Raw genomic sequence first — 12,085 nt, forward strand, 5'->3', positions numbered from 1 at the left:
AAAGGTGCGCACATGATCTATTCCCGAGTGCTTTATACTGAACACGACTATCCCCACGACGAATATGGTGATGGGTCTTACACTATCTTCAGCACACAGCAGGTTAGAGATGTTAACCACAAGCTCCTTGACGCTCTATGCATGCAAAAATTTGCTGTTCTTTGGGGAGGTATTCCCGACACTCAAGTAATTTACTTGATTGAACAAGCCATCATCAAAGAAATACTTGCACCTGTGAAACTGCTGCATGTTTCTGAGGGCACACTTGTCATCGCATACGATTCCGAATTAAACGAACGTCAATATAAAAAATTTGTAACCGCTTGGGAGTATATTGCTTCTTTCGTGATATACGAATCTTGGACAGTAATATTTATTATGGATATTGTTGTAGATGAAACATGCGAAAGTGGCAGTGTTTTTAGAAAATACGCCCCCGAAATCCTGGAGACCAATGACTTAGGTATTACCGAGTACACGACTGATATGTTTTTGTTTTGGGATGAGTGGGATCCCGTGAATATTTTCGGGCCAGCCCCTCAGGAAGAGCTTCAGACGCCACACGATCCTTATGATTTTGGTTTTATTGATGACGTGAATTTTGGCCAGTGAACGACTTGCATTAGTGCGTGCCCTTGGAGGGGTCGGCTGTCGTGAACCGAGCCTCTGGCGCAAACGCCTACGTCTCGGCCCTACGGGCATCCATCCTCACTCTTGCGCGCTCCGCTTGCCTCGACGACGAGACCAATACGCAACGAAACCGGAAAGCGATCAACCCTGTTTGTGCACATCGAAGATAGATCCCCCGTTAACAAGGACATTGGCAATGGGGCACCAAATATGACAAGGGAATCGATACCGTGATCAACAACTACTTTGTCCATTCCCAAGGCCTTCTGTTTGAAATTGGTGTCCATCAGCTTTCGGAAGGTGTTTGGACATTCACGGATGTTCACTCTGCCAGCCAAGCCTACATCCACCACTCACTACAACCAGTCGCCCTTGCTGCCTACGCGGCAGTTAACCCCACGTTCGCTGCTGGCCGTTTTCCCAACTGGGCGTTGGTCGATATGGTGGATAAAGTGCCCTGCATGGACGGTGCTGAGCATACGGCACTGGCGATGGTTTGCGGAGCTTCCATTCCTACGTTCCCCAGCGCATCAGAGCGCGGAAATATTTTTGGGCAAGCAGTGTGGGGAATCGTAGAGGCTTACTCACTTGAGGGGTGTTTTGAGCGCGTCGAACGTGCCTACGGCAGTCCAGGCTGGCATTACAACTTGCGACCTCGCGGCTTCAATTGGGCTGGCGGAGAAGAGCCTGTCCCCGAATCCTTGAAAGCAATGCGTAAAAATTATCGCGCAATGTCGCCGCTGCAACAGATCATGGTTCTAACGATCATGCACTTGTACAACCAGGGCCAAGACAAAACATATCTGACAGGGGGCTGTCCGACCAAAATACCTGCCGCAGAGGCAATGAATATCCTTCGCAGAAATGGGTCGGCGCTCTCGGCCTGGGGCCACATGGTTACTCATTATGCTGGCTGGTAAGTACATAACTTTGCTATCGCTGAGTGTCTAACACCTAAGGAGATGAACATTGGCGCCGTTTCTTCAGACATGGACAGCCGAGATGTAACACCTCGCAGCGCATAGAGACGGCTGAAGGTATTACGGCGAGTCACTTAATGTGCACAAGCAACATATGTCTGTCGCTCGCCAGCAGTGACAACTATCCCCTTTGATACGAGAGCGAGAGCTTCCAAGCGCTAAACAAGCTACGTCAATATCCTGCAAAGTCAGGGTACCCAAACAACTCACCTGATCTAGCCTTTTCAATCCAATAATAATTATTTGCAAAGCTATAGCGCGCTATCAGCAGTTCTGCTAACGATGCATTCCCAAGAGCGAACAAGGTAATGAGAACATTTTCCAAAGCGTTAGTTTTCTGAATAAGATGTCTAAAGCTTTCCTTTAAACCTTGAATATCCTTATCAAAATTCGGACGTGAAAGCTTAGACGTATGAGTCCCTTGCTGATATTCGTCACGCAACCATAAATTCAGACGATGGAGCAAATCGAGGCTCTGCTCCAACTCTGCAAACTTCTCTTTCAGGACAATAATATTAATTATTGAAACCTCTGTTAAATGCTTTTGACTTTCATTGCTATTAGGGTATCGGAATGTTTGGCCAGTTGAATCGACCGATGCAATATCTAAAATTATTTGATTGATTTCTGAATTTAACGAAACATATCGAGAATCAAGCAATTCCGATTCAGTTTTAAAAGCCCCCCATATGATTCCAATATCATGCGAGGTAGCGGAATCAAACACAAAAGAGCTGCCTTTAATCGCTGCAATTTCAAAAAGTTCATCTATAGCGCCTTTCAACCTTAGCTCTACGGAGTGCCTCATATTAAAGCAAATTGGATAAATCAACTCATCAACATATAAATGTATGCCTCCATCATCGATAACCTGATCTAGAAGCATATTAGCAGCTGTGGAAAAGCCCTTAGAGTACTCCACATAACTAGGATTGCCGTTATTACCCACACATGCATTTGCCCAACTCTGATCCCCACCACAAAAAGTTGAATTATTGCCCATGAATCTCTGCTCCCTTTTCAAACCTCAGCGCCCAAGTAACACGCCCCGTTATTGCAAGACAACTCATTAACCAAGATCCAATCATTTATATTTCATTCGACCAAAGAAATCGTAAATCAAATCGCCATCTAACACTTCGAAAGGCAACGTAAAGACGTGATGTTGAGCCGGGCTAAAGCCCGAAGGAGCGATAGGCAAAGTAGCTTTAGCTCCGCAGCCCTACGGGGCTGCCTATCGAATCTCACACGAGAACGCCACTCTCCAGTCGACCGATAAGATCGAAGACGGCTCTCGTCTCCACCCTCGTCCTCAACATGTCCAGTGAGTGCTTTGAAGTCAGCCCTCGAACCGGCAAGCTCATCCATTCCGTTGCTGCCCCCGCTGCACCCCCAGTAGGCTCCCTATCCGGTCGAGGAATTCGGAAAACAGTCCTTCGAGAGTTAGGTCATGAAGCCGGGCACTGTGTGACGGCAGCCCGAGGGTCAGCCAAATGCTCTGTGGGATCTTAGCCCCTGGCTGCCGCAATGACTCGCTTGATGATATCAATAGAGATCATCGGGATCTTCCAGTGGATCGCCATCCTCGCCTGCCTTGTCTATCTTAGGTTCGACCTCATCCTCCTCGTCCCGACTTGATGAATCGAAATACTCCTCATCCATGTCATCGAATTCGAAGTTGTCATCGATTTCCTCGTCCGTGTTAAACCGGGCTTCACCTTGCGCGGTTGCTTTGAGAACGAAGATGGGCGGAATCTTGGCTTCGTGATTGTAAAATCCGACACCTGCGGCCAGCAGCACACCGAAGCAGGGGTGCCCCTGGATAAACGACAAATCGGTATTGCCGAGCCATCGCCTTCGTCCGCCCTCGTACGCCATCAGCCAGTGGGCACCATAAAGTGCTTCGGGGGACACAAGTGCTTGCAGGTTCGATACATCAATTACGTCATCTACATGGCCGCGGTGATACAGGTCAAGAGCGATGAGAGAACATACCGAACTTTCAACCCGCAAGACTTGCTCGATTAGTGATGCTTTGAGCGTGATTCCGATTTCCTTACTCAACCACAGAAGCCACGCGGTTTCACTGTGGTGATTCGCCGCTGAGGCGGATTCCAAAAGGTTGCTGCAGAAATCGGTGATTGCGGTGAGGTTCAGCGGGTATCCGTGATGATGGTAGGTCGCGAGGATCTGGGTAATTACCTGCAAGGTATTCGGAAAACCGTAGCCGCACTTCAGTAGATAGGCTTCGGCAACGGGCCAGTTCGGGATCTTGATGATGGTGGATGACAGCTGTTTGAGGCCGTACTTCACCAAGCTTTCATCTTTAAATCTCGACTCCAAGGAGAACAGCATCTCAAAGTAATAATGGATGTCGTCCTTTTGCTGCCTGATCATCGCGGAAATCTGGAGCTTTTTAAGGCTGTATTTCCATGATTCCTGCACCAGCTCGCGCACCTCCACAATTCGTGTCTTGGACGCATTGATCTGCAGCTCAAACGAACTTACGCATTTTATGATTACAGCAAGCGCCCTCTCCGCCTCCTCCCTCCGGTTGAAGAAAAACGTGAAATCGTCGACGTACCGAAAGCCCTTTGGCCAAGCTCCAAGTTCCTCGTGGATCGCCTTATCGATGGAAACGCCGATGATCTCGGCAATGATGTGAGAGGTATCTGGGCCAATAGGGAGCCCGACAGTTTGCCCGTCCTGAGTACCCATGCATCGACCGTCGAGGATATTGCCGAAGTGTTGTGCGGTCTTCTTCTTATTCGTCTTCGCGACAGCTTTGGTGTGAAGAGCCCAAGGAATAGTGTGGGTGTACACCGTTGGAAAATAGCTTGAGATGTCCGTGACAAGAGCGTAACGCGCACCTGCGGATTGCCGAACGCGCTCCTCGTAGAGATCTGTGAACTTGGTCAGATCAATCGCCCGCAAGCTACCCCCTGGCCCTGGGATGCTGCGGGATATTTTGCTCGTTTCGTAATGTTCTTGTATGCGGGGCCAGTACTCACAAATATCTCTAGCTAGCCCATAAAAATTGACCGGATTGATGATGGATGTGATACGTCTGCTGTAAGACGATCTAGCAACCGAGAAGCGCTCGCCTAGTGACAGCACAGATTTTTTTTTGGCCAATTCGGCGTCCCAGGTCGCTTGGATATGACTCAGATTGGCCGCAAGCTGTTTAGTGCTGAATCCGGTAGGAAGCTGAACGGGAAAGTAGCCTCTTGCAAGCAGGTCTTGGAGTTCCATCGCGTCCCTTCTCTGGCATCGTTCTGAGAGAGCATCTTACTGTGGAAAGCCAAGTGTCGACATCCTACGGTGCTGCCTTGTCTGAATTACCTCTTTTTCGGCATAGCTAAGGCGATAGGCAAGCAATCACTGGAGTGAAACTGATTTGAACAACCTCCCCTCTCACCGCCCTCGAGGTCTGCCAGGTGCTGACGGATGTCGTGCTTGGCAAACGCATCATGACTCGAAGCTCCACCCAGTCATGGAATGAGATCTACCACGGCCTCATGCCCGTGGAGATTGATGGATGGCGGCTCTCACTATTCAATGACTGTGACACCCTAGACTACTGCGAATACTGAGGTAGCCTGACGGCCGAGTCGGTACACTTAAACTCTGGCAGCGCGACGGAGCGGATCCTGTCGAGCTATTGAGCGCCTGGGAGCGAGAACAGCTTGAGCGACTACTCACTGGGCTCTGAGCATGTAAGCTTGACGCCAAGCCGGCTAGTAACCCAAAGGGCCGATTGTATAAGATTGAATCAATGTCATTGCGGAGTGTACAGAAGACAAATGAGGCGATGCTTTGGGAGAACCCGTGGCAACGGGCGATGCATGAGGAAGGGAGATTGGTGGTTCTTTTGCGTAGAGCACCGCTCATTGAAATTGTTTGGTCGTAGCGTTGCAATGATCGGACTAGTTTCCAGTATTGTCTCGTTGCTGGGATGGTACTCCATTACGCCAAGTGATATCTGGCGCAGGATTTACTCACCCAATAACTCACTTACGGACGTGACCGAGGCGGCCTCAGTAGAAGGAGTCAAGTACGCCAAGCCAAGCAGTGAGAATGTGGTCGCCAAAGTAATGACTCGTGCCCCATTGGATGACGCTACCGCGATTACTGAAAGATACTTCCTTTTCTCTATGGTGAGCCCCTTTAAGCCTTTTGCAATGGATACAATTTTTCGAGGCGACGGATGCCGATTCGTGGGGAAAGGAAAAGGGCTTTCTGACGATAAACGTTACGGTTTTATAGACATTGTAGGTATCTCTTGCGTCGACGATCGTGGAGTTGCCTACAAGCTTGATGCTCCGGTAACAGGCCGGCTGGGTTTCGTTACGAACGTTGGTGATTTTGCGAGCGAGAGCGTAAACGTCGTGCTTGACGATGAAGATCATACGTTACGCCAGTCAGATAACGTGTTAATCCGATTTGACCTCCCAATAGTAGCGCTTACGGAGATTGGGCGCACTAGATAAAGGTGTTTAAGGGTTGTCATATCCAGCCGGCGCCATAGTGAAGCTGACAACTGGGTTGAACAGGTAGATCGGCTTAGCTGCAAATAATATGAGTGGGGTGCTGGCCCGGTGTAACCTCAACAGAGTCCAAGTGAGGTTCCCTATCAATGAGCATTGAAGCAAGACTTCATCATCTCCAGGCTATCCAAAACCTCCTCGCGCCTTGGCGACTCCAACCAAGCGAGTTTTGAATCGGACGTCCACATCACTGGCAGTGACTTTCCGGAGCGCAGTCGAGCCGTCGAAATCTTCATCAGCTTTCGCTTCGATGACTCGATTGCGATGCTGGGAAATCCCTTTGCACTCCATACCGTCGCAGACAGGCTTACTGGACGGCGCAACGCAGGGCAGGAAAGGCCGTTTCGCCACACCATTTTTGTTTTTCCTAATGGTGACTGTAGCTGCGTACTGGATGCCTACGCTCGCCTGGCTCTCCAGAAGCTCCCCGCTTCCCTAGCCGAGCGACAAGATCCCATCAAATTCTCCTACTGCTACGCTGTCCTTTTTCCCTGGAGGAATCGCGATGCCAAAATCAGATCTGCTACCTTCCCTGCTATTCAAGATCAACGAAAGCCACTAATTCCTGGGCGCCGGAAACCTCAAGTAACGTTGCGAAGAAGTGATCGTCAGCGACTGCGTGGCTCTTGAAATTGCAACATAGAAAAGCTTGGCGCTAGCAAACCGCTCATTTGCAAAGTGACTTGCGTCAGGAATCACAACATGATCGAACTCAAGCCCCTTCAATAGCAAGGGAGTTGATACGGTACGGTGTGGAAGTAGGCGACCTGTTCTGGCGGTCGATTGCTTGACGATGGCCACAGCCTCTTCCATTGTCGCGGCTCTCCCGTTTGCTAGCTCCCCGGCTGCACGTTCCGCATCACGCCATACTTCCCTGCGAAACAATCTGAAGTCAGACCGCCTTTTAACGATGGACAACAGTTTCAGAATTGCTCCGGTGCCGCTATCCTGCATGAGCGTGTTTTGCAGCATCAACGTTTCCAAGCTAATTGCCAAATCTTCCGGACACAGGACTTGACCGGGAAGCGTAGGAATCACTTGAATACACTCCGACAGCAGTGATGTGAACGCTTGTACACGATGCGCCAAGATGGTTGCCTCATCCCACTGTTTCGCAAAAGCTTGTAGTCGCGAAGCCGCTATTTCCTCAATTGCCTGAAATCCTCCCCCACTCGCTCTGGCGATCCTGTAGCACAATGTTTTATTGCAATGGATCGCCGCATGCAGCCCTGTCTTGTCATCGATCCCGTCGAACAACGCTCCCATATCAAAAGCATCATTGGCACTCACAACTTTAATGGGGGCGTCCTGAAGATCTATTTGTTCGCCTTGCTGAAGATGGATGCGAGTGGCTGCAATCCAGCGTCCCAGTTCCTCGTTTTTTCCAATCCACCGGTGTGGCGTCTCCAGCGTTCCTTGATAGGGAAAATGCGGATGAATTTCGGCTTCCCAGTTCAACGTCGCGCCGGCAAACTCAAAGATCCCCTGCATCGGGTCTCCGAAGATTACCGTCGGAATCATCGATGAAAGCTCGACAGCAAGCTCATGTTGCAGGAAGTTGCAATCCTGATACTCATCGATCAACACGCGCTCATAAGACGCTTTAAGCACATCTTGCACTGCTTGGATCTTCAGAGCCGCGATGACTCCCCGATAAAGCTGATCCCATTCTGCGGGAGTTCTGGGCATCCCCTCGCAGGGGCTGGCGGCTTTTGGAAACGCGTGGGCATAGGTCATACACCAACCAGCAATGGTATCGACGGCAACCATTGCGCTGGAGATACCAAGTCTTTTGATGCGATCACGAATAGCGTGCACCCCCGCATGCGTGTGAGTCAGTATCAGAGATCTTTTTGCTAGGCCGGCCAATGAGGCGATAATCTCGGTTTTGCCGTGACCGGCAGGCGCCACCACAGCGCCTGAGCGCGTAACCAACAAATCAGTGGGGCTCAGCATAAATCCAAGCCTCCAATGCCATGACAACCTTTGTCAGATAGGACTGGTGATCACCGCATATGATGTTCCACACTATCGGAGCGATCTCCCTCCCATAGCGATGTTCCTTGAACCACTTATTGCGTTTGGCCACCTCGGCCACGATGGCGCGTAACTGCTCCGACGTCAGCCCCGTGTTGGCAGCCCAGCTACTGAAATCCACCTGTATTGATTGATGAGTCATACCAGGAAGCTTTGCTAACAGGCTCCCATTGATGGAGTCATGACTGTGATTAACCCTTGCGGCCTCCAGTAAGCGTTGAACGTCGCTATCCGAAGCTGGAAAAAATATTGCCTGCTCGGTGTTGAGCTGCGTTCCGACGCCGTACTCAAATATCTGTATTTCAGCGTTACGAAGTTCTTCAATGACAGGAGGCGATAGCGGCACATCCGAATCCATGAACATCGCGGTTTGGTAACCCAGCTTCGCAAGACCAAGCGCCATGGAAGTCGCCTGAGATCCGTTGCCATCAGCCAACGCGACGCTCAGTTGTTCGATCGGCTTTGCATGGCGCTCGATTAGGACTTCTCGAAACCCCATGATGATCCCGACTTCGGTCATCCCCTCACACACCAAGATACGCTTAGCAAACAGAGCTTTGCCATTAAATCGAACCAAGGGCCGGATCGAATCAGGGAAGGCTGGTGAATTGATGGTCGCTGCTCGGGTGATCTTGTCCGTTTGAACAACGTTCACGGTTTCAACACCACACTCGCTTAGAGCAACCTCGGAATGTGTTGTGAGAAGCACCTGCCCCACGGGTCGGGCATTGGTGACAGAAGCGATCTGATCCGACTTTAATTGAGCCAGCGCTCCGACGATGCGATGGGGCTCAAGGCCATGTTCAATTTCATCAATGAGAACAATCGCGCCTTCCCTGATGGCCGACTTTTGGATGGCCAAACTTGCCAATCGTCGCGTACCCAGCCCGGCCAACCTTAACGGCACAAATCCGTCGTGAAGCGCAATCGAGCCGGCCGACAACCCTGCCCTACCTAGCTCGAGACCGGGAGCGTAATTGAAGGTCACATATGCACCCATTCCCTTCGCGTACCCTTGCGCGAGCTCAGCCGCTTGCATCAAAGATGGAATCTCGTGCAGCTTGGCGCTGTCTTTGGCAGAGCGGTACGCATCCGCAAGTCGAGCAGCTGCCTCGCTATTGTCGCCCGTTAGTCTAGCAAGAACAGACCCCTGCCCCCACGACAGCTGTTTGGCATCGTCGCCCGATAATCTCACCAATCCAAATTTGGCCCGGTCTCGGTTCGATATCTGACGGGACTCCGTCAGCCGATCGCAGATGATCTCCCATACAGGTTCTAGTGTTGCATCGACGGTGAGCCGTACTGTCAGGACGGCTTCATCGGCGTTTTCGGGTTCGTCGCGCAGTCTCCCTTCTGCAGTCCAGCCTCGGATATACAACCCAAATCTTCCATCCGTTTTAAGCTCTGTAGCGAGCTCACCAACGGTTACCTCAATGCAGATTGGAACCGTAGTATTGCCCCCGAAAAAATCAGAATCACCAAAGCTGAACCACCGCGAGTTCAATGCGGCATCGACCGCATCAAGAATGGTGGATTTTCCAGAATCACCTGCACCAATCAAACAAGCAAACGGGCCCTTTGGAGACCAATCAAGAGAAGTAATTCCACGGAAATTTCGCACTGCAAGATGTCGAATCTGCATCTCAGCTCTTTATGGGTGATGGAGGCAACTAGAGAGTAGCCAGCATTTCCCGATAAGCACGGCGATCGACACTCGAAGGAAGGGCACTTTGACCACAACCTCCCCTCTAACGGCCCGCGAGGTCTGCCAAGTGCTGACGAAAGTCGCGCTCGGCAAACGCGTCATGATGCGAAGCTCCGTCCAGTCATGGAATGAGATCTACCACGGACTCATGCCCGTGGAAATTGATGGCTGGTTACTCACCCTCTTCAGTGACTGGGACACCCTGGACTATTGCGAGTACTGCAAGTCGCCTGATGGCCGAGTCGGGACACTCGAACTTGGACAGCGTGCCGGAAACGATTCCGGCGATCTATTTAGAGCTTGAAAATGTAAGTATCACGAGCACTTGTTCGTACCGTGGCGGGCCAGATGTGAGGTGGCTCGCCCGATATAGGTGAGACGCTATCAACCTTTAAGTGGATAACTTACATAGCTGCATATCAGCTGCGAGATGATGGGCTCTTGAACGTACGACACCATCGCACTCAATAGAGCCATACCAATCACTGTTGGAAGTGATCGCACGAATCCAACCAAAGTCATGCACTGAACGCTGCATTTTGGCGATGGCAAAACCGATGAACATTAAATAACCGATCAGCACTATATCATCTGAAGTCTTGGCCATTGAGCTTTGCTGGATTGCCGATGTGACCGCCTCGTCATAGCTGAAGGCACTACAACTCTGCGCCATCGCCTTAAATCGTGCACCCAAAGCGGGCATTTCGAATAACTTTAGTACCACCAACCAACCCGAGACGTAAAAGAAGGTATTAACGCTGACCAACATCTCGCGGTCACTTCCGAGTAGCCGAGATCCTATTGCGAAGCAAACCCCGTAGAGCGCAACGAGGAGCCAGTTCATCATTGTCATCACGCCCGCAAACTCAAGGTTTGGAGTAATGCCGGCAGATCGAGACGCTGGCAGCCCTAGAACCCCCAAGCCAATCGCCACGAAGATCCCAAAGAGCCAGGCATTCGAGCAAACTCCCTTGCGATCTCTCATGGTTGCGAAAAAGGATGAGTTCGACTGAATGAGCTCCCGCGCGTCCTGAGCGGATGCGCACAAGGCTGGCCAAATCTTCTCCAAGAAAAACCCTATTATTTTTTCCAACTTCTTATTCCTTTTAACTTCAATGGCCATTCACCCAATAGCTGATGATCCAATCCTTGCCCTTTTATCTCGAAAAAATCCGGAATTAAAAAAACAGGTACACGGATAGGGCATCACCTCAAAGTGATACTTAATATTCGTACTTGCGTTGTATGATTGGTTTGCATAGCGTTCTTTAATCGCAACGTTTCTGCGCCCGTCCCCGCCCACCACGACTCCATCTAGGCGTATGAGCGGGAAACCACATTTAGAGGCTGCGGTTCAGTCTTCGTCGTCAGGTAACCAAGGGACGACGCCCTGAGGGCCTACGTCCCAGTTGTGATAAAGGATTTCACCGCTCAAAAACTCCCCTGTGGCACCGTCGAATACGCAGCCATTGATATTCGCATTGCGCAGATCAGCTCCGTCGACTTTTGCCCCTTTAAAACAGGCTTCTCTTAGATAGGCTCCTCGAAGGTCAACGCCTCGCAAATCCGCATAGCTAAAATCAGTCTCCCATCCGTAAGCGCCTGGTTGAATCACTGGATCAGCGGTAATGCAATAGAACTTTGCATCACTGAAGTTGCAATGGCTTGCCTTTTGAACGTCCTGGAACCAGTCGTAGTGTACGAGGCTTCCGGGCGCCTGCAGGTAGCTGAAATCAGGGACTTTTAAGCGCTTGAGGACACGACGAATTCTGCTAAATAGCAACGAGCTGAAATGAAATCCGCTGAAATCGACGCCCCGCTTATCTGCAGCAGACACAAGTGGAACTTGGTCACGAAGACATTCAACAAGCGCGTCGAACTGCAACAGGAATCGCGCCCTTCGAAATACGCCTTCATATGGTTTGCGCCAAAACCCTTGAGAAACACAGTGTTCCGCGTAGCGGGATATCATCTGATCCCTAGCAACTATTTTGGAGTATGGCAGACCATGCTCTTTGGCAATGATACGTAGGCAGATATCCCGGTTTACAGGGCCCGAACTTATCAACTGCGCACTAATGGCTCTGTCGATTGCAGAGCGACAGCCGCTGCGTAAATCACGATGCAAAACAGCTGCATCTGACTTAAAAGCAGCAAGCGAAGGAGTATCAGGGAATTTCATAGCC

At 50.6% G+C, this 12,085-nt stretch carries 11 protein-coding genes and 1 pseudogene; 6 read left to right on the forward strand and 6 right to left on the reverse strand.

The genetic code is table 11. From position 1 onward, the window contains the following. Positions 1-12 precede the first annotated feature (12 nt). Both HKK52_RS09030 and HKK52_RS09035 read left to right on the forward strand, forming a co-directional pair. Entirely contained in the window at positions 13-612 is a 600-nt protein-coding gene (locus HKK52_RS09030) for a hypothetical protein (protein WP_169370528.1), read from the forward strand. A gap of 248 nt (positions 613-860) precedes the next feature. Beyond that, positions 861-1,550 (forward strand): hypothetical protein, encoded by a 690-nt coding sequence (locus tag HKK52_RS09035; RefSeq protein WP_169370529.1) that lies wholly within the window; start codon positions 861-863, stop codon positions 1,548-1,550. Positions 1,551-1,782: 232 nt separating this feature from the next. On the opposite strand, the gene HKK52_RS09040 is transcribed toward HKK52_RS09035, so the two are convergent. Together HKK52_RS09040 and HKK52_RS09050 are read right to left on the reverse strand one after the other, a co-directional pair. Further along, complete coding sequence (locus HKK52_RS09040) at positions 1,783-2,613, reverse strand: hypothetical protein (protein WP_169370530.1); 831 nt, start codon at positions 2,611-2,613, stop codon at positions 1,783-1,785. A gap of 542 nt (positions 2,614-3,155) precedes the next feature. Continuing rightward, entirely contained in the window at positions 3,156-4,862 is a 1,707-nt protein-coding gene (locus HKK52_RS09050) for an RNA-directed DNA polymerase (protein WP_169370532.1), read from the reverse strand. Positions 4,863-5,080: 218 nt separating this feature from the next. On the opposite strand from HKK52_RS09050, the gene HKK52_RS32940 reads away from it, so the two are divergent. The 3 genes and pseudogenes from HKK52_RS32940 (at position 5,081) to HKK52_RS09055 (ending at position 6,100) form a co-directional block, all read left to right on the forward strand. Then, complete coding sequence (locus tag HKK52_RS32940; protein WP_442962289.1) at positions 5,081-5,203, forward strand: DUF7693 family protein; 123 nt, start codon at positions 5,081-5,083, stop codon at positions 5,201-5,203. 53 nt (positions 5,204-5,256) lie between these two features. After that, positions 5,257-5,322: pseudogene (locus tag HKK52_RS32945) on the forward strand (DUF7693 family protein); the annotation flags it as partial. A 178-nt stretch (positions 5,323-5,500) separates the two neighbouring features. Continuing rightward, positions 5,501-6,100, forward strand: coding sequence for a hypothetical protein (locus tag HKK52_RS09055; RefSeq protein WP_169370533.1), 600 nt, complete (start codon positions 5,501-5,503; stop codon positions 6,098-6,100). A gap of 615 nt (positions 6,101-6,715) precedes the next feature. Here the strand turns inward: HKK52_RS09055 and HKK52_RS09060 are convergent. Both HKK52_RS09060 and HKK52_RS09065 read right to left on the reverse strand, forming a co-directional pair. After that, positions 6,716-8,113: a UvrD-helicase domain-containing protein gene (locus HKK52_RS09060; protein WP_169370534.1), complete on the reverse strand. Its 1,398-nt coding sequence runs from the start codon at positions 8,111-8,113 to the stop codon at positions 6,716-6,718. Continuing rightward, positions 8,097-9,836, reverse strand: a complete 1,740-nt coding sequence (locus HKK52_RS09065; protein ID WP_169370535.1) for an ATP-dependent nuclease — start codon at positions 9,834-9,836, stop codon at positions 8,097-8,099. Before HKK52_RS09065 ends, HKK52_RS09060 begins: the two co-directional genes overlap by 17 nt. A gap of 88 nt (positions 9,837-9,924) precedes the next feature. On the opposite strand from HKK52_RS09065, the gene HKK52_RS32950 reads away from it, so the two are divergent. Next, on the forward strand, positions 9,925-10,203 hold the full coding sequence (locus tag HKK52_RS32950; RefSeq protein WP_442962281.1) for a DUF7693 family protein: 279 nt from the start codon (positions 9,925-9,927) through the stop codon (positions 10,201-10,203). Positions 10,204-10,290: 87 nt separating this feature from the next. Here the strand turns inward: HKK52_RS32950 and HKK52_RS09070 are convergent, their stop codons facing one another. Then, positions 10,291-11,022 carry a hypothetical protein gene (locus HKK52_RS09070; RefSeq protein WP_169370536.1) on the reverse strand — a complete coding sequence of 244 codons (732 nt, stop codon included), beginning with the start codon at positions 11,020-11,022 and terminating at the stop codon, positions 10,291-10,293. Positions 11,023-11,253: 231 nt separating this feature from the next. Then, a complete protein-coding gene (locus HKK52_RS09075; RefSeq protein WP_237150746.1) occupies positions 11,254-12,081 on the reverse strand; it encodes a pentapeptide repeat-containing protein in 828 nt (275 codons plus the stop codon). Positions 12,082-12,085: the final 4 nt, after the last annotated feature.

Origin of the sequence: Pseudomonas sp. ADAK2 (assembly GCF_012935755.1) — a bacterium.
Lineage (GTDB): Bacteria > Pseudomonadota > Gammaproteobacteria > Pseudomonadales > Pseudomonadaceae > Aquipseudomonas.

Coding starts and splice junctions, on each gene's coding strand:
- HKK52_RS09075 (WP_237150746.1), bottom strand. CDS start 12,081: ATGAAATTCCCTGATACTCCTTCGCTTGCTGCTTTTAAGTCAGATGCA.
- HKK52_RS09040 (WP_169370530.1), bottom strand. CDS start 2,613: ATGGGCAATAATTCAACTTTTTGTGGTGGGGATCAGAGTTGGGCAAAT.
- HKK52_RS09060 (WP_169370534.1), bottom strand. CDS start 8,113: ATGCTGAGCCCCACTGATTTGTTGGTTACGCGCTCAGGCGCTGTGGTG.
- HKK52_RS09030 (WP_169370528.1), top strand. CDS start 13: ATGATCTATTCCCGAGTGCTTTATACTGAACACGACTATCCCCACGAC.
- HKK52_RS09050 (WP_169370532.1), bottom strand. CDS start 4,862: ATGGAACTCCAAGACCTGCTTGCAAGAGGCTACTTTCCCGTTCAGCTT.
- HKK52_RS09065 (WP_169370535.1), bottom strand. CDS start 9,836: ATGCAGATTCGACATCTTGCAGTGCGAAATTTCCGTGGAATTACTTCT.
- HKK52_RS09070 (WP_169370536.1), bottom strand. CDS start 11,022: ATGGCCATTGAAGTTAAAAGGAATAAGAAGTTGGAAAAAATAATAGGG.
- HKK52_RS32940 (WP_442962289.1), top strand. CDS start 5,081: ATGACTCGAAGCTCCACCCAGTCATGGAATGAGATCTACCACGGCCTC.